This is a genomic window from Vibrio sp. TRT 1302 (genome assembly GCF_050113875.1).
Taxonomy (GTDB): domain Bacteria; phylum Pseudomonadota; class Gammaproteobacteria; order Enterobacterales; family Vibrionaceae; genus Vibrio.
Map to the genome: position 1 here is coordinate 54,710 of NZ_JBNJOF010000010.1, position 23,685 is coordinate 78,394.

18 protein-coding genes are annotated in these 23,685 nt (G+C 44.9%); 11 read left to right on the top strand and 7 right to left on the bottom strand.

Going from position 1 to position 23,685, the window contains the following annotated elements; genetic code table 11:
- Positions 1–9 precede the first annotated feature (9 nt).
- The 4 genes from ACQEXP_RS13175 (at position 10) to crp (ending at position 3,074) form a co-directional block, all read left to right on the top strand.
- Entirely contained in the window at positions 10–987 is a 978-nt protein-coding gene (locus ACQEXP_RS13175) for a hydrolase (protein ID WP_138972765.1), read from the top strand.
- A gap of 41 nt (positions 988–1,028) precedes the next feature.
- A complete protein-coding gene (locus ACQEXP_RS13180; protein ID WP_138972764.1) occupies positions 1,029–1,241 on the top strand; it encodes a YheU family protein in 213 nt (70 codons plus the stop codon).
- Positions 1,242–1,329: 88 nt separating this feature from the next.
- On the top strand, positions 1,330–2,199 hold the full coding sequence (locus ACQEXP_RS13185; RefSeq protein ID WP_138972814.1) for a phosphoribulokinase: 870 nt from the start codon (positions 1,330–1,332) through the stop codon (positions 2,197–2,199).
- A 242-nt stretch (positions 2,200–2,441) separates the two neighbouring features.
- The gene (gene crp, locus ACQEXP_RS13190; RefSeq protein ID WP_004410522.1) at positions 2,442–3,074 is read left to right on the top strand and encodes a cAMP-activated global transcriptional regulator CRP; all 633 of its coding nucleotides are present in this window, start codon (positions 2,442–2,444) and stop codon (positions 3,072–3,074) included.
- Between the two features lie 160 nt (positions 3,075–3,234).
- Here crp and ACQEXP_RS13195 read toward each other — a convergent pair whose 3' ends face one another.
- The 7 genes from ACQEXP_RS13195 to ACQEXP_RS13225 form a co-directional block, all read right to left on the bottom strand.
- A complete protein-coding gene (locus tag ACQEXP_RS13195) occupies positions 3,235–4,026 on the bottom strand; it encodes a DUF1338 domain-containing protein (RefSeq protein ID WP_269377092.1) in 792 nt (263 codons plus the stop codon).
- 177 nt (positions 4,027–4,203) lie between these two features.
- Positions 4,204–5,661, bottom strand: coding sequence for a succinylglutamate-semialdehyde dehydrogenase (astD, locus tag ACQEXP_RS13200; RefSeq protein ID WP_426952973.1), 1,458 nt, complete (start codon positions 5,659–5,661; stop codon positions 4,204–4,206).
- 38 nt (positions 5,662–5,699) lie between these two features.
- Complete coding sequence (astA, locus tag ACQEXP_RS13205) at positions 5,700–6,719, bottom strand: arginine N-succinyltransferase (RefSeq protein WP_426970413.1); 1,020 nt, start codon at positions 6,717–6,719, stop codon at positions 5,700–5,702.
- Between the two features lie 122 nt (positions 6,720–6,841).
- Positions 6,842–8,056 (bottom strand): aspartate aminotransferase family protein, encoded by a 1,215-nt coding sequence (locus ACQEXP_RS13210; protein ID WP_269377089.1) that lies wholly within the window; start codon positions 8,054–8,056, stop codon positions 6,842–6,844.
- A 401-nt stretch (positions 8,057–8,457) separates the two neighbouring features.
- Positions 8,458–9,045, bottom strand: coding sequence for an aminodeoxychorismate/anthranilate synthase component II (locus ACQEXP_RS13215; protein WP_138972813.1), 588 nt, complete (start codon positions 9,043–9,045; stop codon positions 8,458–8,460).
- 427 nt (positions 9,046–9,472) lie between these two features.
- A complete protein-coding gene (locus tag ACQEXP_RS13220; RefSeq protein ID WP_426970369.1) occupies positions 9,473–12,070 on the bottom strand; it encodes an ExeM/NucH family extracellular endonuclease in 2,598 nt (865 codons plus the stop codon).
- Between the two features lie 348 nt (positions 12,071–12,418).
- Entirely contained in the window at positions 12,419–12,934 is a 516-nt protein-coding gene (locus ACQEXP_RS13225; protein WP_269377087.1) for an FxsA family protein, read from the bottom strand.
- 328 nt (positions 12,935–13,262) lie between these two features.
- Here ACQEXP_RS13225 and aspA point away from each other — a divergent pair, with 328 nt between their 5' ends.
- The 7 genes from aspA to pyrB all read left to right on the top strand — a co-directional run bounded on the left by aspA (position 13,263) and on the right by pyrB (position 23,685).
- Positions 13,263–14,714 carry an aspartate ammonia-lyase gene (gene aspA / locus ACQEXP_RS13230; protein WP_331417619.1) on the top strand — a complete coding sequence of 484 codons (1,452 nt, stop codon included), beginning with the start codon at positions 13,263–13,265 and terminating at the stop codon, positions 14,712–14,714.
- Positions 14,715–14,866: 152 nt separating this feature from the next.
- Positions 14,867–16,174, top strand: a complete 1,308-nt coding sequence (locus ACQEXP_RS13235) for an anaerobic C4-dicarboxylate transporter (RefSeq protein WP_138972747.1) — start codon at positions 14,867–14,869, stop codon at positions 16,172–16,174.
- Between the two features lie 481 nt (positions 16,175–16,655).
- Positions 16,656–18,104: a YfcC family protein gene (locus tag ACQEXP_RS13240; protein ID WP_331417617.1), complete on the top strand. Its 1,449-nt coding sequence runs from the start codon at positions 16,656–16,658 to the stop codon at positions 18,102–18,104.
- Between the two features lie 777 nt (positions 18,105–18,881).
- A complete protein-coding gene (arcA, locus tag ACQEXP_RS13245) occupies positions 18,882–20,105 on the top strand; it encodes an arginine deiminase (protein WP_269377084.1) in 1,224 nt (407 codons plus the stop codon).
- A gap of 57 nt (positions 20,106–20,162) precedes the next feature.
- Positions 20,163–21,074: a carbamate kinase gene (gene arcC / locus ACQEXP_RS13250; RefSeq protein WP_138972744.1), complete on the top strand. Its 912-nt coding sequence runs from the start codon at positions 20,163–20,165 to the stop codon at positions 21,072–21,074.
- A gap of 164 nt (positions 21,075–21,238) precedes the next feature.
- Entirely contained in the window at positions 21,239–22,249 is a 1,011-nt protein-coding gene (locus ACQEXP_RS13255; protein WP_269377083.1) for an ornithine carbamoyltransferase, read from the top strand.
- A gap of 506 nt (positions 22,250–22,755) precedes the next feature.
- A complete protein-coding gene (gene pyrB, locus ACQEXP_RS13260; protein WP_269377082.1) occupies positions 22,756–23,685 on the top strand; it encodes an aspartate carbamoyltransferase in 930 nt (309 codons plus the stop codon).

The following is a 23,685-nucleotide window of genomic DNA, read 5'->3' on the forward strand; positions in this document are numbered from 1 at the left end:
AGAGCCTTTATGACTCAATTTGTTGCTGCGAAAGGATTAACAAATCCTCACCTACAAACACTCGCACCGCGATTTATTCGTAAGAAAGCCTTGTTTGAACCCGTCTGGCAAACTTTAGATACGCCTGATGGTGACTTTCTTGATATTGCTTGGAGTGAAAACGTCGATCAGCAGTCAAACACTAACAAGCCTATTTTTGTTCTTTTTCACGGCTTGGAAGGCTGTTTTTACAGCCCGTATGCGAATGGTCTAATGGATGCCTTCGCGAAACAAGGTTGGCTCTCTGTGATGATGCATTTTCGTGGCTGTAGTGGAAAACCCAACAGACTCGCCCGTGCCTATCACTCCGGCGAAGTGGAAGACGCACGCTTTTTCTTAGAGCACCTCAACCAACGTTTCCCAACACAGACCAAGGTGGCGGTTGGCATTTCTTTGGGTGGAAATATGCTGGCCAACTATCTCGCTACCTACAACAGCCAGCCTTTACTCGATGCCGCAACCATTGTTTCTGCGCCACTCGACCTATCTGCCTGCTCAGAACGTATCGAGCAAGGCTTTTCCAAGTTGTACAAAAACTATTTGCTGTCATCGCTAAAGAAAAGCGCGTTACAAAAACACCATCTGTTAAAAGGCGAGTTGGGACTAAGCTATCAGAATATCAAGCGTGTCACCAAATTGTACGAGTTCGATGATCTTATCACCGCACCTTTACATGGTTTCAAAGATGCAGCCGATTATTATCACCAGTGCTCAGGGATACATCGACTCAAAGAAATCACGCTGCCGACACAGATCATCCATGCCAAGGATGACCCGTTCATGACCGAAGATGTCATCCCCAAATACGTGCTGCCCGATAACATCGACTATCGACTGTTTGAACAAGGTGGCCATGTGGGATTTGTTACAGGTAGCGCACTCAAGCCAAGATTTTGGTTAGAAGAAGCTCTGCCGGCCTACTATGAAAGTCTTGCCGCTTCGGCATAATAGCGCGCACAATTCACCGAACATAAAATTAAGAGGTCTTTATGATCGTCCCATGGCAACAAATTGCACCGGAGACACTGGAGAATCTGATACGCGAGTTTATTCTTCGCGAAGGAACAGACTACGGTGATGTCGAAGTTTCACTGCAAGACAAAGTTGACCAAATCCACTCTCAACTAGAATCAGGGGAAGCGGTTGTGGTTTATTCGGAACTGCATGAAAGTGTCGATATCCAACTAAAGAACCGTTTTTGATTTAGAGAACTGCGTACAGTCAATGTCTGCTAAAGCATGTTATAGTGGGCATTGATTCATGGAATGTAACTTACAGACAAGGTTTGTCATGTCCGCTAAACACCCTATTATTGCCGTGACTGGTTCATCTGGCGCTGGCACTACGACTACCTCGGAAGCCTTCCGCAAAATGTTCAATATGATGAACGTTAAAGCCGCGTGGGTCGAAGGGGATAGCTTTCACCGCTTTACTCGCCCTGAAATGGATGTCGAAATCCGTAAGGCTCGCGAGCAAGGTCGTCACATCAGTTACTTTGGCCCACAAGCGAACGACTTTGGTGGCCTAGCCGAGTTTTTCCGTAAATACGGACACGAAGGTAATGGTCAGGTACGTCGCTACCTCCATACGTTTGACGAGGCAGTACCTTATAATCAAATGCCCGGTACTTTTACACCTTGGCAAGACCTACCAGAAAACTCCAATGTGCTCTTTTATGAAGGGCTACACGGTGGGGTGGTAGATGGTGACGTTAACGTCGCACAACATGTCGACTTTCTGATAGGCATGGTGCCGATCGTCAACCTAGAATGGATTCAAAAGTTTGTCCGTGATACTCGCGATCGCGGTCATTCTCGTGAAGCCGTCATGGACTCAATCGTACGTTCAATGGACGACTATCTAAACTACATTACTCCACAGTTTTCCCGAACTCATATCAACTTTCAGCGTGTTCCGACCGTTGATACATCAAACCCTTTAAATGCGAAAGGGATACCGAGTTTGGATGAAAGTTTCGTCGTCATTCGACTTCGTGGTATCAAGAATGTCGATTTCCCATACCTGCTGGCTATGATTGATGGTTCGTTTATGTCACGCCACAACACCATCGTTGTACCAGGCGGAAAAATGAGTTTTGCGATGGAATTAATTGTTCGCCCTATCCTGCAACAATTGATAGAAACGGGCAAAATCGGTTAAGGCTCACAACTAGAACACGATTACTTTTCATACCGTGATCATGTGCACAGTTTTGCGTACCAAAAAGCCTGTTGTACCCGATTAAAATCAAGAAATCATGCTAGAAAAAGGATACTATTTGTAACCGACACATAAGTTGGCTTGCAGCATTTATAAAGTGCTCTTATCCTAGTAGGTCTTAATTAAGGCTTAGCTAAAACATGGAAAGCGGCAAGCGTACCCTGCAGAGGAAGTGAGATATTATGGTTCTAGGTAAACCTCAAACCGACCCAACATTAGAGTGGTTCCTTTCACATTGTCATATTCATAAGTACCCTTCAAAAAGCACGCTAATTCACGCGGGCGAGAAAGCGGAAACTTTGTACTACATTGTTAAAGGTTCTGTTGCGGTTCTTATCAAAGACGAAGAAGGTAAGGAGATGATCCTTTCTTACCTAAACCAAGGTGACTTCATCGGTGAACTTGGTCTATTCGAAGAAGACCAAGAGCGTACCGCATGGGTTCGAGCAAAATCTCCTTGTGAAGTTGCGGAAATCTCATTCAAGAAGTTCCGTCAGCTTATCCAAGTGAACCCAGATATCTTAATGCGCCTTTCAGCGCAGATGGCAAGTCGTCTACAAGTGACTAGCCAAAAAGTGGGCGACCTAGCATTCCTAGACGTAACGGGTCGTATTGCTCAAACGCTACTAAACCTAGCGAAGCAACCTGATGCAATGACTCACCCAGATGGCATGCAAATCAAGATCACTCGCCAAGAGATTGGTCAAATCGTTGGCTGTTCTCGCGAAACAGTTGGCCGTATCTTGAAGATGCTTGAAGAGCAGAACCTAATTTCTGCACACGGTAAAACAATCGTTGTTTACGGTACTCGTTAATTTCGATTGATCGCTAAATTATAAAAGCCACCAATGGAAACATTGGTGGCTTTTTGTTTTTTGAGAATCGAGAAAATTTTGGCTTGTTAAGGACTAGTTCTGTCAACACCTTTAACACTAAAGGTTTTATCAACTTACTGCCCGCTCTCGCTGCGGCTCTTTACCCGTTAGTGCTTTCGAAGATCTTGTCAGCAGACGCTGCAACAAATCCTGGGTAAAGCTCGCCATTAGACATTGGGTAACGTTTAGCGAACTCGTAGAAGCCTCCAGGGATGATTTCACTGCCTTCAGTAAACTGAACCGGCACTTTATCAGCCATCGTTGAAGATTGCTCAAGCAACACTTCTGGCGTGCCTTTTACTTCGCCACCAAACTCATTGATAGTAAAGCCGGCAGAGCGCAGATGATCATTCACACCTTTCACTTCATCAAAAGCATTTAGCTGGTTCACACTTACGGTAAAGTGGTTTGCTCCGTAGCCATGTGCCGCTAACCAAGCCGCGTACTCGCTTTCTTTAGCCAGCGTTTGGTAATCCGCATGACTAATATCCCATAGTCGGCCACCGTACAAGAACTCATGACCTGTTAGCTTATCCGCGTCTACTTGCTCGACTAGCTTGGCAACAATCGCTTGAAGTTCACTAGAACACTCATCAACTTTTAGTTCACTGATAAATACTTTTGGCTGTTTTGGATCGGGATGTTCAAAATGTTTCGCCGCGAGCTTTTTGCTTTCAAAAACGTAATCGCCACACGGCTTGTAGCCAGCATCTAGAAAAGGTTGTGCAAGAGTCGCGATACCTAACGGCTCAACATTGAAAGTACGTAGTGCAATATGGTCATTGATCAATGCTTCGTCTTCTTGCAGAAGTTGGTGTACTTTTTCAGCAGAGGGACACAAGCGTTGAATATAGTCATTCCATAACTGCTGGAATAAAACATCTGGCGTCATAACGCCTCCTTGTATAGGGGTTGTTTACGTTTTAAGGGTACTCATTATTGTTATAAAAGAGGCCACCTGACCAAAAGTGTCCAGAAAATCTGATCAGACAGCCGTCAAGCTTGACGTTCAAAAATGCCTCCCGGCTCAGGGAGGCAAAAAGGGAAATATCTAATCGAACTTCACGCTCTACAGTTCAACACCTGGGCTTAATGTTTCAGGAAGAAGTGTTTCGCCACCTTCCATCGAAGCCATTGGGTACGCACAGTAATCCGCTGCATAGTAAGCACTTGGTCTTAGGTTGCCAGAAGCACCTGGGCCACCGAACGGTGCATCACCACTTGCTCCAGTTAGCTGACGGTTACGGTTAACGATGCCTGCACGAATATGGTCAACAAAGTAGTTCCACTCGCTATCGTCTGTCGAGACTAGGCCAGCAGATAACCCAAAGCGTGTATCGTTGGCAAGTTCAACCGCTTTTTCCAGACCTTGGTAGCGTACGACCTGTAGCAGAGGACCGAAGTACTCTTCATCAGGTAGCTGTGCAATCGCAGTAACGTCAATAATGCCCGGAGTAACAAAGGCGGCTTCACCCGCTTTCGCTTCAACCAAACTGACACCACCCAGTGTTTGCAAGTTTGCCTGTGCAGCAAGGATAAAGTCTGCCGCTGCTTTAGAAATCTGCGGTCCCATGAATGGTGCAGGCTCTGCGAATGGCTGATCCACACGAATCTTATTGGTCGCTTGTACAAGCTTATTGACCAATAAATCACCCTTCTCACCAACAGGAACATATAGGCGACGAGCACATGTACAACGCTGGCCGGCACTAATGAATGCAGATTGAATAATGGTATAAACCGTTGCGTCCAGATCACCGTAATTTTCAGAGATCACCATAGGGTTGTTACCCCCCATTTCTAGAGCCAGCATTTTGCCCGGCTGACCTGCGAACTGACGGTGAAGGATGTGACCAGTATTGGCACTGCCCGTAAAGAGAACGCCATCTAGACCTTTAGAATTGGCTAGAGCGATACCTGTCTCTTTCGCGCCTTGGACAAGGTTGATAACACCTTTTGGCAAGCCAACCTGATCCCACAGCTTCATGGCAAATTCACCAGTAAATGGCGTCTGCTCAGAAGGTTTGAATACAACGGTATTACCTGCAAGCAATGCAGGTACGATGTGACCATTTGGTAGATGGCCTGGGAAGTTGTATGGTCCAAACACAGCCATCACGCCTAGTGGACGGTGACGCAAAACAATTTGGTTACCCGCAGCTTCACGCTGTGCTTCGCCAGTACGCTCATGATAAGCACGGATCGAGATTGCGATCTTGCCAGCCATTGCTGCTGCTTCAGTGCGAGTTTCCCAAATTGGCTTACCTGTTTCTTTCGCGATAATCTGTGCGATTTCTTCGCTGTTCTCTTTTACCTTTTCGGCAAAAGCAAGTACGAAGGCTTCACGCTCAGCAAAGCTTAGGTTTTTCCAGCCAACAAATGCATTGCGTGCGGCAGAAACCGCCTGTTCAACTTGCTCTGGCGTTGCACTCTCGCCCTGCCAGATTACTTCATTGTTGTATGGACTGGTTGAGTTCATTGACTCACCCTGACCTGCTACCCACTCTCCGGCAATCCAATGTGTCATAATGTGTTCCTTCAGATTCTGCGTAATATCTGGCTCTATTACTGAGCCAACATGCGAACGAATTCGCCTTCACCAACTCTCAGCGCCTGCGCCACTTCTGGAGAGAGAATAACTGTCTCTGAAGCTTGGTCATAAGCGGCTTTCGTTGCCGTCGCGCGGAAATCTTCAAACGAAGTGTTTGAGATTAAGTAGTCTTGAGAACTTGAATGTTCCGCGATCGTCACTTTGGCTCGGAAAGAGTGGCGCACCGATTCAATATTGCGCACATCACACTCTACCGTCGGGCCTCCATCGAAGATGTCGACGTAGTTACGGCAAGTAAAGCCCTCTTTCTCTAATAAGCGTAAAGCGGGTTTGGTATTTTCGTGTACTTGACCAATCACTGCCTGTGCTTCTTTGCTTAGCAAGTTGATGTAGATTGGTAGCTTAGGCATAAGGTCAGCGATAAAGCCTTTCTTACCTATACCTGTAAGGTAGTCCGCCATTGTGAAGTCAATGGAGAAGAAATGTTCTTGTAGCCATTGCCAGAATGGTGAGTTGCCTTCTGCATCTGATACGCCGCGCATTTCAGCAAATACCGTTTTCGAGAAACGGTGTGGATGCTCAGCCATCATTAAGAAACGACATTTAGACATTAAACGACCGTTGAAACCAAGACGGAAGTCAGGGCGTAAGAACAGAGTACAGATCTCACTACAACCTGTGTAGTTATTACCAAATGTCAGCAGCTTCACGACGTTGTTTACGCCTAGCTTGGCTGATGCGTGAACGATGGTGCTGATATGGTATGAGTAAAAAGGAACATCCCAACCGATTGACGCTTCAATACCGGTACAACCAGCAACTTCGCCAGTCTCACTATCAAAGCCAACCATTAGATAACCTTCGTCACCCGGTGAGGTTACGTCAGGCTTGGTAAAGCTGTACTCTGAATGAGTAATTCGGTTTTTTAACAGTTCTTCGTTAATTGGTAGAGATGTGAATCCGTGACCAGATTCCACTGCGCACGTGTGCAGCGCATCGTAGTCCGACATTGCGATAGGGCGAACAACCAGCATCGATACTCCCTCCTGATGCATGATACCTCTGCAACTAACTTGTATCGGGGCTATTTAATCCTTGATCAGTAGCAGAGGTATGGGAAGGTCAATTCAATCCTTAACCTTCCTTGATGTAATAATTATTTTGTTAGTGTAGATAGAGCTTTATCCAGTCTTGCTAGACCTTCTGCAATTTCTTCCTTGCTGATAACCAGTGAAGGTGTGAAACGCACCACGTTAGTACCAGCAACAAGAACCATTAGTCCTTCTTTGCCCGCCGCAACAAGAACATCACGAGCGCGACCTTGCCATTCATCATTCAATGCAGCACCAAGCAGCAGACCTTTGCCACGAACTTCAGAGAACATGTTGTACTTGTCGTTCAGTTTCGCTAGTCCTTCACGGAACAAAGCTTCACGCTCTGCAACACCCGCTAATGTTTCTGGTGCGCTCACCACATTCACTACGGCTTCAGCAACGGCACACGCTAATGGGTTACCGCCATATGTTGAACCATGAGTACCCACTTTGAGATGTTGAGCTAGCTCTGTCGTCGTTAGCATTGCACCGATAGGGAAACCGCCACCAAGCGACTTCGCTGTGCTCAGGATATCTGGCGTTACGCCTAGACCTTGGTATGCGTAGAAATGACCGGTACGGCCATTGCCTGTTTGTACTTCATCGAAAATAAGTAGAGCGTTGTGCTTATCACACAATTCACGAACCGTTTGAACAAATTCATCGGTTGGAGAAATGATGCCGCCTTCGCCTTGCAGTGGCTCCATCATGATTGCACACGTACGGTCTGAGATATGCTCACGTAGAGCTTCTACATCATTGTATGGTAGGTGTGTAACATCGCCTGGTTTAGGACCAAAACCGTCCGAGTATGCCGCTTGACCACCCACCGTTACCGTAAAGAATGTACGACCGTGGAAGCCTTGTTTGAAAGCGATGATTTCTGATTTTTCTGGACCAAACTTATCTGCTGCGTAACGACGAGCAAGCTTCAGAGCCGCTTCGTTGGCTTCTGCACCAGAGTTCGCGAAGAATACTTTTTCCGCAAAGCTCACCTCTGTTAGCTTTTTCGCTAAACGCAGAGCTGGCTCATTAGTCATAACATTACTTAAGTGCCAAATCTTCTGAGCTTGATCAGTCAGTGCATTGACCATCGCTGGATGACAATGACCTAAGCAGCTCACGGCAATACCACCCGCAAAGTCGATGTATTCTGTGCCTTGCTGATCCCAAACTCGAGCACCCTCGCCTTTTACTGGAATCATTTCCATTGGGTTATAACAAGGTACCATTACCTCATCAAACAAACCGCGTTCTACTTTATTTTGTTCAGTCATTGCACATTCCCTCTAGATACCGCATGCATAGCGAATATGGTGTCCTTACTTCCAATCAATGAAATAAGATTTTGTTTTGCCATTAAGCAATCACGGCATTGTATTTACATTTAATTAACCATTTCAATAGTGATTTATTCTTTTTAGCACCCGATACGGAGCCCAATACTCATCACCTCTGAGTATTTATGCATCACGCTTCGACTTTTATGAAGCAATATATTCTTATAGGTGCGATAAGCTATGGTTAATCATAGTTCGGATAAGGGGTCTAGCGTAGGCGAGGTAAAGATCTCGCATACTTTTTCACATAATATTCGCGACGGGGAATATGAAAGAAATGTTAAGAAAAGTGATCTAAGTCCGGCTTTGTTTGGACGAGATAAGGAGAAACAGAGCGTTTAAATCGGTTTTCGAGCGAGAAAGTTAGCCAAGATCTGGTGTCCCTGCTCCGTTTTAATCGACTCAGGGTGAAACTGAACTGCGTCAATCGGTAAAGACTTGTGCTGGTAACCCATGATCTCATCCATTGAGCCGTCTTCGAACTCGGTCCAAGCGGTCAACTCAAAACAGTCAGGTAACGTTCCGTTTTTCACCACCAATGAATGGTATCGAGTGACCGTCAGCGGATTGTTCAAGCCAGCAAAGACACTGCGATCGTTATGGCGAATCGGCGAGGTTTTACCATGCATCACTTGACGCGCTCGCACAACTTCACCACCAAACACTTGCGCAATCGCCTGATGCCCCAAGCAAACACCTAGAATCGGTAGTTTGGTTGAAAAGTGTTTGATCGCATCTAGAGAGATACCCGCCTCATTGGGAGTACAAGGCCCTGGAGAGATAACCAAATGAGTCGGAGCTAAGGCTTCAATTTCATCAAGGGTGATTTCATCATTGCGCACAACTTTAACCTCTGCACCCAGTTCACAGAAGTACTGGTAAAGGTTGTAAGTAAAAGAGTCGTAATTATCGATAATCAGCAGCATGACTTCAGGACTAGCGTTGACAAATTTAGTGGTTAAGGGCGGGTATTGTGCAATATGAGGAAAGAAAGGCAAGCGTTATCATAAAGGTAATTTTCTACTCAGCTAGCAATGAAGTGCAATAGACCCTACAAGTCGATACGATTTTTATGATGAGAAACGTTGCTTGATAGAAAGCAAGTAGCAACAAATGAAAAGGTTCTTCGCGGTTTCCATCCCTCTAACTTGCATTGCGATTTATCACGACACTCAAAGGCTTAGATGAGTCAATCCATGTAAAACTACAAGGTGTTTGGGAATGCTTGGTCGATTCAGTAACCCTAGTGATCAGAACTTCAGAGTAAAGCTTATAGAATGAAACTGATTCATAAAATAGAAGACCGCCACATCATAGTGCGGCGGTCTTCTTTTTAACTAAAGCTAAGGCCTATTACTTGCGACGACGCCATAGAGCTAGACCAAACAGAGACATCATAGCACCAAAGCCAAATGAACCTGCCATGTTAAGTTCCAGTACCGCAGGATCGTGGTCTGAAGAACGGAAGTGGTCTTTGTACTTAGGTAGATCACCTTTGAACTCATCGTTGTAGTCAAACAATGTCGACTCACCACCATTGATGTGCCAATCAGTCGCATCAACAAAATGCTTCTCTAGACTTGAACTGATCAATAGGTGATCCAGTGCACCAACCTCATCATTGAACGAGTAACTCCAGCTGTTTGGATGCGCTTTGGCTACCGCGTTAATGTAACCGTAGTTGTGTGAAATCAACGCACCTTCATCACCGTATTGCACTTCGCCGTTAATGTAAGTGTTACGTGCAGCTTTGATGGTCTTACCGTATTTCTCTTCACTGTAGTCAGTCAGAACCAGCATTGGATCTTCCATACCGTAAGAGTTCATATCGCCAAGAATAACTTTGTGACCATCAATTTTGCTCAGCGCATCACCAAGAGCAACAGCCGCAGCAACACGGAAGTTCTCACATGAGCCTTGCTTATCTAGGTCTTGGCCGCCCTGACCGCCTTGTTCTACTGGCGCAGCATCTTCCCAACACTTAGAACCTTTTGACTTAAGGTGGTTAATGGCAACAGTGATCTGCTCTTTGGTACCTTTGACTTTAAAGGTAGGAGCCAATGAATCACGCTGGTAGTTCTTACCATCTTCAATCACTTTACCTTTATCATCCACGACTTCTGGAGCTTGTTGGCTTGGCATGGCAATAACTCGAGATTCTTGCAGCTTGACCACTTTTGGACGGTAAATAACCCCTGTAGTAATGACATCTGTACCAATGTAATCATTTTCATCCGTCACCTTGTCGCCATTTGAATCGATAGCAACAATAGCGTAGCGATCTTTCTTCTTCTCGATACGAGCATTCAATTGATCAACCAACTGACGGATCGCACCGCTGTCGCCAAAACCGTTGTTCTCAATTTCCATTAAGCCAACAATATCAGCATCAAGACGCAAGATAGCATTCACAATTTTCGCTTGTTGAACTTCAAATTCTTCGTAGTTGTTCGCACCACGGCTATCACCATGCGGGTTGGTATTACCACCGAATGGTGAGTTGAAGTAGTTCAATACGTTGAAAGTCGCGATGCGTAGGTCGCCCTCCTTCATCTCAATGTCTTGAGTTCGAGGGTCATTACGTACAAAACTTTCACTCGTTAGAGTATTGGTTGGAATCAGACGGTAATCGCCGTAACTGTAGGTAATCACACCTTCTAGGCCGACAATCGTATCATCGATACGGATGTAATCTTCCGTCGAACCATCTTGGTCAACATCAGTACGACCGAAATCTGGGTAATATGGGATTGAGCCATTTGGCGCTTTTGCATCAGACTCAACAAATAGACGACGCTCCGCGTTCTCGATGCTTTGCTGTTTCGCTTCTTCTGAACCCGCTGCAAAGTTCTGGTTAGGCTGCATGCTAATGCGACCTTGAGCGAGAACCATGTTGTTGCGACGCGCTGCATAGTCATAACCGAAAGTACGAGTGACTCGCATATCCAACGCTTCCGTTGTTCTAACTAGCATGCCCTCGTAGCGTTCAAGAGTGCGATCAAAGTTAGCGTCAGTTGCAAGGATTTCGATATCCGTTGCACTCGGAGCTGCTTGCTCACCCTGCTTAACCCAGTTGTTGTTTTCCACTTTTAGCTGCGTATGGTTGTAGTACTCTTGTACTTTGCCTTTTACACACACGATATCGCCAGCCTGAAGTTCCGAGCTTGACTGGTTAGTATGCACAAATAGGCCTTCTGACGTTTCAGGGTTGTAGTCATCGGTCAGAGCTTGAAGGTAGAAACCTTTAGTTAGCCCAGTCGTCACTGCACTCACAACACCTTTAACAAAGAACTCTTGGTCCGTGATGTATGGATAGCCACTAATGAATGGAGAGGTATCACCTTCGCCTTGAATCTCTTGGATAGAAGTAAAGGTTGGCTGAGCACCGTCTTGAGTACATGCAAATGGCTCTGGAGCCGTACCGCCATCAAGAACCCCTAAACCTTGAATACTGTCTTTCGGTAGTGATGACCATTGAGAAGCGTCATAAGTAGAAGATGGTGTCATCGCATCCGAATTACGTACTAAAGTGATGTCTGTAGCGAAAGAACTGCCTCCCATCACTCCAAGTACATCATGTGCCACACCATCTTTGAGTAGCGCAACAGGATCGTTACCATTGAAGCTCATAACTGAGCCATTTAGGATATCGGCAACGGCTTTGATCTCATCACTCGCGTTGGTGTTCGCGACAACCAAAACACTTTGCGCCTCTAATACACGACCACTTAAGGACAACTTACTGCCCCAATCACCGACACCATTATTGATTTTTGCCAGTTCATAGCCATCCAGAGAAACCGAACTATCACCCGTATTGGCAATTTCGATCGCTTTGTTGTTGCTGCCACCTTCGACATACTGAGAAATAATTACGTCAGCCATTGCTGGAGACGAGAGAGCACCTGCTACCACTGCTGCAAGTAGCGTTGGAGTAAATTTTTGTTTCATGTTATCCACCATGCATCGCTTCCAATGTCGAACAACAACGAGAAAGCGTGTTCCAAATCACTATTTGTGTGACTACTTATTAATAAACCTTGTCCAGTGTTGACCTTTTTTATGAAACAAAAAATTACATTCAATGACAGTGAGACATCGATCTCATAGATGTGGTGAATAATTGAAGCACAGTCAAATTTTCAACAAAACGGGATAACAGAAGTTTCATTTTTGATACTAGAACACTGAATTAATTAAGCTTTCGCTAATTAATAGAATAAAAGCTCTAGCTAAAGGTCTCTTTTATGCGTATTAAAAAAGGCGCTATACAGCGCCTTTTTGGGGGAGGTATTAAAGTTATTTCAGCCTGTTATGTTCGTCATCATCCTTACGTTCATACTCGCCCTCAAATGTCGAACCTTGGTTTTGATCATGACGATAGGAGGTATCGTGATTGAAAGGGTTCTGTCCGAACTGATCACCATGAAAACTGCCATGGAATCCGCCACCTACAGATTTAACCACCATTTTACTCATCAGATATTTAGCAATTGCAGCCCTAGGCGCTGGTAATAGCACAAGCATCCCCAATGCATCAGTCATAAAGCCAGGTGTTAACAGCAACACACCCGCAACCGCTAACATCACCCCTTCAAAGATCTGCTGTGCAGGGAGTTCACCCTGCTGAAGGCGATGCTGTACCGACATTAAAGTCTGAATACCCTGACTGCGAACCAAAGATGCACCGACAAATGCAGTGATCAGCACCAAGGCAATGGTTGGCCACAAACCTAGGTAGCCACCCACTTGAATAAATAGGCCTATTTCAATAATAGGTACGAAGATAAACAGCAATAATAAGATAGGAAACACACGCCCTCCTTTGTTCGCTTCAGTGTACGTGTTCAACAGGGTGAGCTCAAATTAAAGCAGTAAAAAAACGTGACAAGCATGTGATAAAACACTCAATAAGCCACTACCACTAAAGGGCTATTAATACCCTGTTCATATCTTGCAAAACTTTAACTAAACAAAAGCAAAAAAGGTGATCAAGTTACTATTTTTAAATGCTAGGTACAGTATTATGTGCCACATAAGTCAGGACGGATTATACAGCCAAAAACTCTGCCGAACGGATTCCTTAACTACAGAATGGCTAGAATTGAACTTAATTATCAGAATAAATCTCTAAGGATCCTGTATGGCTACCCTAACTGATGCCCCACAAAAGGCGAATCAAGCAACTCGTATTGAAGAAGACCTACTAGGTGAACGTCACGTTCCTGCTGACGCTTACTACGGTATCCACACTCTTCGCGCTATCGAAAACTTCAACATTTCGAGTACCACGATCTCAGATGTACCTGAGTTTGTTCGCGGTATGGTAATGACGAAAAAAGCGGCTGCACTTGCGAACAAAGAGCTGGGTGCTATTCCTAAAGACGTTGCAAACTACATTCTTGAAGCGTGTGATTTGATCCTTGAAACAGGTAAGTGCATGGATCAGTTCCCATCAGACGTATTCCAGGGTGGCGCTGGTACTTCAGTGAACATGAACACCAACGAAGTCATCGCGAACGTTGCTCTAGAACTTATGGGCAAGGAAAAAGGCCAATATGAGTTCATCAACCCGAATGATCACGTAAACAAGAGCCAATCAACTAACTGTGCATACCCTACCGGTTTCCGCATTGCGGTTTACAACAGCGTACACCAGTTGATGGAAGCGATTGAGTACCTAAAAGGTGCATTCGAACTTAAAGCACAAGAATTCAAAAACATACTGAAGATGGGTCGTACTCAGCTTCAAGATGCGGTTCCTATGACAGTAGGCCAAGAATTCCATGCGTGGGCAGTAACGCTAAACGAAGAAATTCGTGCCCTAGATTACACATCTAAGCTGCTGCTAGAAATCAACCTTGGTGCGACAGCAATCGGTACTGGTCTAAATGCTCCGACAGGTTACCAAGCTCTAGCGGTAAAACACCTAGCCGAAGTAACTGGTCTTGAAGTCGTTCCTGCTGAAGACTTAATTGAAGCGACTTCTGACTGTGGTGCCTACGTAATGACACACGGTGCACTTAAGCGTCTAGCGGTGAAACTATCGAAGATCTGTAACGACCTTCGTCTGCTTTCTTCTGGTCCACGTGCAGGTCTAAACGAACTGAACCTTCCTGAAATGCAAGCTGGTTCTTCAATCATGCCAGCTAAAGTAAACCCAGTTATCCCTGAAGTAGTAAACCAAGTTTGCTTTAAAGTTCTAGGTAACGACAACACGGTTTCTTTTGCAGCAGAAGGTGGTCAGCTACAGCTAAACGTTATGGAACCAGTGATTGCACAAAGTGTATTTGAGTCTATCTCTCTACTACACAATGCCTGTGTAAACCTACGTGATAAGTGTATCGATGGTATTACTGTGAACAAAGAAGTTTGCGAAAACTACGTTTACAACTCAATTGGTATCGTGACTTACCTAAACCCATACATTGGCCACCATGAAGGCGATATCGTCGGTAAGATCTGTGCAGAAACAGGTAAGAGTGTTCGTGAAGTTGTCCTTGAACGAGGTCTACTCACTGCGGAAGAACTGGACGATATTCTTTCTGTTGAAAACTTTATGCACCCAACGTATAAAGCCAAACGCTACGAATAATCACCGCAAGAAAGGGCTCCCAAGGAGCCCTTTTTTGGACTTTCATACGTTAACCACACAATACGCAAGGTTTTCCATTCCTATTATCTAACCACTTAGACACTGAGTCGTTAGGTAATTCGAATTATCATTTACATTTAAGAGGTATCAATATGGTGGCAGTCGAACTGTTTGTCGTTCTGCTCTTTATCTATTTAGGAGCAAGAATTGGCGGTATCGGAATTGGTTTAGCGGGTGGTGCAGGTGTTATTGCGCTATCTCTAGTGCTCGGCGTACCAACCAGCCAAGCGTTTATTCCGGTCGATGTTATTCTCATCATCATGTCTGTAATCACAGCAATTGCCGCAATGCAAGTTGCCGGTGGTATGGACTGGCTAGTGCAAGTGGCAGAAAACTTTTTGCGTAAACACCCAGAGCGCATCACCTTTTATGCGCCAATTGTAACTTTCGTCATGACGCTAATGGCAGGTACGGGACATACCGCGTTCTCAACACTGCCTGTTATTGCTGAAGTCGCCAAAGGTCAAGGCGTACGCCCTTCTCGCCCTCTATCTATCGCGGTTGTTGCTTCTCAGATTGCTATCACTGCTTCACCAATCTCTGCGGCGGTTGTGGCATTCGCGGCTATGCTTGCGCCTATGGGTGTTGATTACCTGACACTACTGGCTGTATGTATTCCAACAACATTCCTTGCTTGTATGATTGGTGCATTTGTCGCGAACTTCATGGGTAGTGAACTTAAAGATGACCCAATTTATCAAGAACGTCTTGAAAAAGGTCTGATCAAGCTATCAACTGAAACCCAACGTGAAATCTTACCAACGGCAAAAACAGCCACTTACATCTTCCTTGCTGCAATTGGCTTTGTGGTTTGTTATGCCGCTGCAATCTCTGGTTCAATTGGTCTGATCAAAGACCCTGCTCTGGGCCGTAACGAAGCGATCATGACAGTGATGTTGGCAGCAGCAGCAGCAATCGTACTTATTACCAAAATTGACGCATCTAAGATCCCATCAGCGGCAACATTCCGTTCAGGTATGACTGCATGTGTCTGTGTTTTAGGTGTTGCATGGCTTGGTTCAACGTTTGTCAACGCGCACGTTGCAGGCATTAAAGAGGTGGCGGGTGAGTTGCTAGCTGATTACCCATGGATGCTAGCAATGGTACTGTTCTTTGCTTCAATGCTGCTGTACTCACAAGGTGCAACGACCGTAGCTCTAATGCCTGCGGCACTTGCTATTGGTGTTGCTCCACTAACGGCAGTGGCTTCGTTCGCTGCAGTGAGTGCACTGTTCGTTCTGCCTACTTACCCTACTCTGCTTGCAGCGGTAGAGATGGACGATACGGGTTCAACACGCATTGGCAAATACGTATTTAACCACCCATTCTTTATCCCAGGTGTGGTGACTATTGCGTCAGCGGTTGCTCTTGGCTTTACATTCGGTGGTTTATTCATCTAATAAACACGACGATTAAAAAGGGAGCTTCGGCTCTCTTTTTTATTTTGTTTCTCGTAAAAAATTAAGATCACATTTTATTTTTGACTTTAATCAATAAAGTGTTCAAAAACCTTTTATGCATTTTAATCCCACTGTTTGAATAAAATTCCCGTCAATTCTAATCTACCCCTTCAGCGCTTGCTCAACACTAGTTTCTCCATATCGATAGAGAATATTAATCCGCCTATTTCAAACAAATAACCCAAGAGAAAAACACATTCTGACTCATGCACTTTTCATCTGTATGTTTTTGTGAAGATCACCAAGGTTAATCTCATCTTAATACTTATAAAATGACATCAAAGAACGGAAATATAACGTTCTAAATATTTAAACGAATACCAATAACTTACCCTACCAATAAGTTATTTAATTATTAATAACAATGAGTCGCTGATTCACTTTTATTTATTGGTATATAAATAAAAGTAAGGAGATAGCCATGACAACCCAAACTGTACCGACTGAAGCAAAAAAAGGCGGCTTCTTTGCCAACTTTAAATTCCCTTCTGCATACACCATTCTTTTTGTCTTAATCGCTCTGGTTGCAATGCTGACCTGGATTGTTCCAGCAGGCCAATACGACCGTGCAATGAACGAAGATCTGGGCCGTGAAGTCCCAGTCACCGGAACCTATAAAGCGGTTGAAGGAAACCCGCAAGGTGTTATCGATGTACTTCTAGCGCCTATTGATGGTTTCTATGACCACAATAGCTATGAAGCAGCGGCTATCGACGTTTCTTTATTTATCCTTGTTATCGGTGGCTTCCTTGGTCTTGTGACCAAAACAGGTGCCATTGATGCGGGTATCGAACGCGTTACGCATCGTTTGCAAGGCCGTGAGGAGATGATGATACCTATCCTGATGGCACTATTCGCTGCAGGTGGTACTGTCTACGGTATGGCTGAAGAGTCATTACCATTCTACACCCTTCTTGTCCCTGTCATGATGGCTGCACGCTTCGACCCACTTGTTGCAGCGGCAACGGTACTACTCGGCGCAGGTATCGGTGTATTAGGTTCAACCATCAACCCATTTGCTACTGTTATCGCAGCAAACGCATCTGGTATTCCATTTACCGACGGCATCATGTTACGTGCGATTATGTTGGTTGTGGGCTACGGCATCTGTGTAGCATACGTTATGCGATACGCTCGTATGGTGCGTGAAGACCAATCTAAATCAATTGTTTACGACAAATACGAAGAGAATAAGGCTCACTTCTTAGGCAACCAATCTGACGAAGGTCTTGAGTTCACTACCACTCGCAAAGTCATCCTGACTATCTTTGGCGGCTCATTTGGTGTGATGATCTACGGCGTATCCGTTGCTGGATGGTGGATGGCAGAAATCTCTGCGATGTTCCTAGCAGCAACAATTCTTGTCGGCTTAGTTGCTCGCATGAGCGAAGAAGAGTTCACTAATAGCTTTATTGATGGTGCACGTGACCTACTAGGTGTAGCACTGATTATCGGTATCGCGCGCGGTATTGTTGTGGTCATGGACCGAGGTATGATTACCGACACTATTCTGTTCTCTGCTGAACAAATGGTTACAGGTCTTTCCTCTGTTGTGTTCATTAACGTGATGTTCTTCCTTGAGATCTTACTATCATTCCTAGTGCCTTCTACTTCAGGTCTAGCGGTACTCACAATGCCAATCATGGCACCGCTAGCAGACTTCGCGGGCGTAGGTAGAGATCTTGTTATCACTGCATACCAATCTGCATCTGGCTTGGTAAACTTGATTACACCAACATCAGCAGTGGTTATGGGTGGTCTTGCTATTGCTCGCGTACCCTACGTGCGTTGGGTGAAATGGGTCGCACCACTACTTGCCATCCTGACTCTATTCTGTATTGCTGTGCTAAGTATTGGCGCTCTAATCTAGGTTTCTTTTCCTAACCCTGGCTCACAAGGTAGTGAGCCCACTCAAAACCGCCTTCGGGCGGTTTTTTTTGTTTTGTTGCGGGTAAAGGATTTTCTCTTTTCCGAAACAGATTCGGTCAATACCTTTACCTCCTACCTTCTCACGCCCTTGCAAACCGCTGTGGCCTCTTTTTGCCCAGAAGTCAGGTCCAAATTCCCTCTATGGCGTGCCTATTATCCGTACCAAGCGTTCATCAGTATGCCGATGCTTATCCGTTAATTAGAAAAAGTATCAAATATAATTAATTAAATTAATCCACTCACCAATATCGAATAATTGAATTCAAAATCCTTAATGTGATCGAGATTACATTTACCACCAAATATTTTGTTATAAAACGATTAAATACACTTACAAAAACACTTAACTAGGGAGATTTACTGCATATTTCAATCTTATTCAGACATTAATCAATATAATCACAATGCATATTCTTCCTCATATCCAATATTTACTTAGCCTGTTGAATAACTGAATGCATAAACTTCCACGACAAGCGGCTTTTTAGGGGTGTTACAGCTCAATAACAACTGCATAGATATTGTTAAAAGCCTTATAGAACAAGGGCTGGAGCATAAAAAACGTTCTGTGATTGACCTCTAAGAAACCTACACCAACAGGCGTAATATGAATTCCAGAAACAAAATAAGTGAATAAATAAATTCACGCCTCAATTCCCTACAAATTAATTATTAGTTTTTAAATAAAGACTAATTATAAAATAAGAGAGATACGATCATGAGTAAGTTTTACGTAGGTTCTGAAATCGGTCAATTACGTCGCGTTCTTGTTCATCGTCCAAGACGAGCTCTAACTCACCTGACACCTTCTAACTGTCACGACCTGCTATTTGATGACGTATTAGCGGTAGAGCGTGCAGGTAAAGAGCACGACGTATTCACTCAAACTTTGCGCGATCAAGGTGTTGAAGTTCTTCTTCTTACTGATTTGCTTGCTGATACGCTAGCAGTAGCTGAAGCAAAAGATTGGCTTCTAAGCCGTCAGGTATCTGATTACCGTTTGGGCAAAACATTCGCTAACGACGTTCGCTGCTACCTAGGTGATTTGCCAAACCTTGAGCTTGCTAAGATCCTTACTGGTGGTCTTTCATACGCAGAAATGCCAATGAAATCATCTTCAATGATGCAAGGTCTACATGCTCCAACTGACTTCATCATCGAACCACTTCCAAACCATCTATTCACTCGCGACACGTCTTGCTGGGTTTACGGTGGTGTATCTATCAACCCAATGGCGAAACCGGCTCGTCAACGTGAAACAAACCACGTACGTGCTATCTACCGCTGGCACCCAACCTTCGCTGGCCAAGACTTCATTAAGTACTTCGGCGACGATGAAAACATCAACTACGACAACTCTACTATTGAAGGCGGTGATGTACTCGTTATCGGTCGTGGCTCAGTGCTTATCGGTATGTCTGAACGTACAACCGCTCAAGGCGTTGAACATCTAGCGTCTGGCCTGTTCAAAAACGGTCAAGCGAAACAAATCATTGCAATGGAGCTACCTAAACACCGCTCTTGCATGCACCTAGATACCGTAATGACGCACATGAATGAAGATACTTTCTCTGTCTACCCAGAAGTTATTCGTAAAGACGTTAAGTGCTGGAGCCTAACTGGCGATGAATCAGGCAAAGTGAATGTGAAAGAAGAAGGCTACTTCGTTACTGCTATCGAGAAAGCACTAGGCGTAGACAAGCTAAATCTTATCACTACTGGTGGTGACAACTTCCACGCAGAACGTGAGCAATGGAACGACGCTAACAACGTTCTTACGGTGAAACCAGGCGTGGTCATTGGCTACGAAGGCAACACTTACACCAACGAGAAATACGACAAAGCAGGTATCACGGTTCTACCTATTCCAGGTGACGAGCTAGGTCGTGGTCGTGGCGGTGCGCGCTGCATGAGCTGCCCAATCGAGCGTGATGGTATCTAACTAAGTGATTTGTGGCAGGAGCCCTATTGCTCCTGCCCCTGCAGAGAGATTAAAGCAATGACTAAACAAACAGTAGTAGTAGCACTTGGCGGTAACGCCCTACTTCGTCGCGGTGAACCACTAGAAGCAGAAGTTCAACGCCATAACATTGAAATCGCAGTAAAAACGATTTCTGAAATTGCCAAAGAGTACAACGTGGTACTGGTACACGGTAATGGTCCACAAGTAGGCTTACTCGCTCTTCAAGGATTGGAATACAAGAAAGTATCTCCATACCCACTTGACGTACTAGGTAGCGAAACACAAGGCATGATCGGCTACATGCTGATGCAAGAGTTCAAAAACCAAATGCCTGACATCAACGCGACTTGTATGTTGACTCAAATGACGGTTGATCCAAACGATCCTGCGTTTGCTGACCCAACTAAGCCTATCGGTCCAATCTACGAAGAAGCTGAAGCGCGTGAAATGGCTGAGAAGTACCAATGGACTATCAAACCAGATGGCAAACACTTCCGCCGTGTCGTACCAAGCCCACAACCAACTGGCATCATCGAGCACGAAGCGATTACTAAGCTCATCGATGAAGGTCACCTAGTTATCTGTACTGGCGGCGGTGGTATTCCAGTTAAACGTGAAAACGGCAAACTGGTTGGCGTCGAAGCCGTTATCGACAAAGACATGTCAGCAGCATTCCTGGCAAAACAGCTGGATGCGGATGCGCTACTTATCCTGACTGACGCCGATGCGGTTTACCTAGACTGGGGCAAACCAACTCAACATGCACTGCGCAGCACCACTCCTAGTGAACTGGCTAAATACCAATTTGATGCTGGCTCAATGGGACCAAAAATCGAAGCGTCATGTGAGTTCGTTAAACAAGGCGGCAAAGTGGTCGGTATCGGCTCACTAGAAGATGGTCTTCGCATCCTACAAGGCACTGCGGGCACCAATATCACTAAAGGTTAATACTGCTGGCAGTTTGAATCGGGTCAGAAGCCTTGAGTCTCGTTGAATTAGCGAGGCTTCTGAACCCCAACTGTCATCAGAGGCAAAAATACTCAATTTATTACTGCGCTTTCTACCTCTTTCCCTGCAACCAGAAAGCGTTAAACGATAAGAAGGAAAACATCATGGCTTTCAACCTACGCAACCGTAACTTCCTAAAACTACTAGACTTTACTCCACGTGAAATCCAACACTTATTGGATCTTTCTGCGGAACTTAAAAAAGCAAAATACAACGGCTATGAGCAACCTCGTCTAAAAGGCAAAAACATTGCGCTAATCTTCGAGAAAACCTCAACTCGTACTCGCTGTGCCTTTGAAGTTGCGGCATTTGACCAAGGCGCTCAAGTTTCTTACTTAGGCCCATCTGGCTCTCAAATCGGTCACAAAGAATCAATGAAAGATACTGCTCGTGTTCTTGGTCGCATGTATGACGGCATCGAATACCGTGGCTTTGGTCAAGAGATCGTTGAAGAGCTAGGCGCTTACGCTGGTGTACCAGTATGGAATGGTCTAACAGATGAATTCCACCCAACTCAAATCCTAGCTGACTTCCTAACTATGATGGAACACGGCCGTGGTAAACAACTGCATGAAATCAAGTTTGCTTACCTAGGTGATGCTCGTAACAACATGGGTAACTCACTAATGGTTGGTGCAGCTAAGATGGGTATGGATATTCGCCTTGTAGCGCCAAAAGCATTCTGGCCAGAAGAGCAGCTTGTTGCTCAATGTCGTGCAATCGCTGAAGAAACTGGTGCGAAGATCACCATGACAGAAGACGTTCAAGAAGGCGTTCAAGGCTGTGATTACCTATACACTGACGTTTGGGTATCTATGGGTGAAGCGAAAGAAGCTTGGGCTGAGCGTATCAACCTAATGATGCCTTACCAAGTCAATATGGACATGATCAAAGCGACGGGTAACCCAGATGTGAAATTCATGCACTGTCTACCAGCGTTCCACGGTGAAGATACAACGGTTGGTAAACAACTAGCTGCGGATTACCCACAACTAAAAGACGGTGTTGAAGTAACGGATGAAGTTGTTGAATCTAAACACTCTATCGTGTTCGATGAAGCAGAAAACCGCATGCACACTATCAAGGCTGTAATGGTAGCGACACTAGGTGACTAATCACTGGTAATCGCTGCTAATACTCAAAAATAGTTGGAACTGTAATCAGCCGACAACGCAATTTGCACTGTTACAGTTTCAAATATCAAGAGTATTCTGCAGGGGAATGCGGGTGGCATTTGGGAAGGAGAGTAAAATCCCCCTGAATAAAGCCCGCATTTTTTTCACACAGTTTGAAACAAATTCGTCACCAAAACGTCTTAAAGCAAGTTCTCACAACGGCTGGGAAAATAGAGCGAAAACATGCGAAATTCGCATAAAAATCCATTTTCTGGATAGTTTTCGAAAACGCTTGCAAGGCGTTTTTTTGTACGTATAATCCTCCGCAATTTGTCTAAGGAGAACAAAAATGACACACACATCCACCATCGAACGCTGTTGCAAAACGCGCCCAGAGTCGGGGATGTTATCTGTTTCATTTTCTCCATTTATTCTATTTTGAAGCCTCCTATTTTTAGGGGGCTTTTTTTTGTCTGTCATCCTGATTCGAGACGAGGAAAACTGCTATGGCGCATTCGTTATTTAACAAGCACATTATCTCCATCCCAGAGCTCAGCCGTAAAGAGTTAGAGCTGGTTGTCGACACGGCGGCAAGGCTAAAAGCTGAACCGAATCCTGAGTTACTTAAGAACAAAGTGGTTGCAAGCTGCTTCTTCGAACCTTCAACGCGTACACGTCTTTCTTTCGAAACCGCGGTACAGCGTTTAGGTGGTACTGTGATTGGCTTTGATAACGGTGGTAACACTTCACTGGCAAAAAAAGGCGAAACGCTGGCAGATTCTGTGCAGGTAATTTCATCGTATGTTGATGCCTTTGTAATGCGTCACCCACAAGAAGGTGCAGCGCGTCTCGCTGCTGAATTTTCTAATGGTGTGCCTGTCATCAATGGCGGTGACGGAGCGAACCAACATCCAACTCAGACTCTACTGGATCTTTTCTCTATCTACGAAACTCAAGGCACTTTAGATAACCTAAATGTGGCTTTCGTCGGTGACCTAAAATATGGCCGTACTGTCCACTCTCTAACTCAAGCACTAGCAAAATTCGATAACGTACGATTTTTCTTTATCGCACCAGAGGCATTAGCGATGCCTGATTACATTTGTGAAGAACTTGAGGAAGCAGGAATTCAATTTAGCAACCATACCAATATCGAAGATGTCGTATCTGAATTAGATGTGCTGTACATGACCCGTGTTCAAAAAGAGCGCTTTGACGAGTCAGAATACGCACACATCAAGTCCGCATTTATCCTCACAGCAGAGACGCTTAAAGAGGCTCGCGACAATCTAAAAGTTCTACACCCACTGCCGCGTGTTGATGAAATCACCATTGATGTAGATAAAACCAAGCACGCTTACTACTTCGAGCAAGCAGAAAACGGCGTATACGCCCGCGAAGCTTTATTAGCACTAGTACTTAACGAAAACATTTAA

Excerpts from the sequence above, each read along its gene's own strand:
- ACQEXP_RS13175 (WP_138972765.1), top strand. The coding sequence starts at position 10 with ATGACTCAATTTGTTGCTGCGAAAGGATTAACAAATCCTCACCTACAA.
- ACQEXP_RS13180 (WP_138972764.1), top strand. The coding sequence starts at position 1,029 with ATGATCGTCCCATGGCAACAAATTGCACCGGAGACACTGGAGAATCTG.
- ACQEXP_RS13185 (WP_138972814.1), top strand. The coding sequence starts at position 1,330 with ATGTCCGCTAAACACCCTATTATTGCCGTGACTGGTTCATCTGGCGCT.
- crp (WP_004410522.1), top strand. The coding sequence starts at position 2,442 with ATGGTTCTAGGTAAACCTCAAACCGACCCAACATTAGAGTGGTTCCTT.
- ACQEXP_RS13195 (WP_269377092.1), bottom strand. The coding sequence starts at position 4,026 with ATGACGCCAGATGTTTTATTCCAGCAGTTATGGAATGACTATATTCAA.
- astD (WP_426952973.1), bottom strand. The coding sequence starts at position 5,661 with ATGACACATTGGATTGCCGGAGAGTGGGTAGCAGGTCAGGGTGAGTCA.
- astA (WP_426970413.1), bottom strand. The coding sequence starts at position 6,719 with ATGCTGGTTGTTCGCCCTATCGCAATGTCGGACTACGATGCGCTGCAC.
- ACQEXP_RS13210 (WP_269377089.1), bottom strand. The coding sequence starts at position 8,056 with ATGACTGAACAAAATAAAGTAGAACGCGGTTTGTTTGATGAGGTAATG.
- ACQEXP_RS13215 (WP_138972813.1), bottom strand. The coding sequence starts at position 9,045 with ATGCTGCTGATTATCGATAATTACGACTCTTTTACTTACAACCTTTAC.
- ACQEXP_RS13220 (WP_426970369.1), bottom strand. The coding sequence starts at position 12,070 with ATGAAACAAAAATTTACTCCAACGCTACTTGCAGCAGTGGTAGCAGGT.
- aspA (WP_331417619.1), top strand. The coding sequence starts at position 13,263 with ATGGCTACCCTAACTGATGCCCCACAAAAGGCGAATCAAGCAACTCGT.
- ACQEXP_RS13235 (WP_138972747.1), top strand. The coding sequence starts at position 14,867 with ATGGTGGCAGTCGAACTGTTTGTCGTTCTGCTCTTTATCTATTTAGGA.
- ACQEXP_RS13240 (WP_331417617.1), top strand. The coding sequence starts at position 16,656 with ATGACAACCCAAACTGTACCGACTGAAGCAAAAAAAGGCGGCTTCTTT.
- arcA (WP_269377084.1), top strand. The coding sequence starts at position 18,882 with ATGAGTAAGTTTTACGTAGGTTCTGAAATCGGTCAATTACGTCGCGTT.
- arcC (WP_138972744.1), top strand. The coding sequence starts at position 20,163 with ATGACTAAACAAACAGTAGTAGTAGCACTTGGCGGTAACGCCCTACTT.
- ACQEXP_RS13255 (WP_269377083.1), top strand. The coding sequence starts at position 21,239 with ATGGCTTTCAACCTACGCAACCGTAACTTCCTAAAACTACTAGACTTT.
- pyrB (WP_269377082.1), top strand. The coding sequence starts at position 22,756 with ATGGCGCATTCGTTATTTAACAAGCACATTATCTCCATCCCAGAGCTC.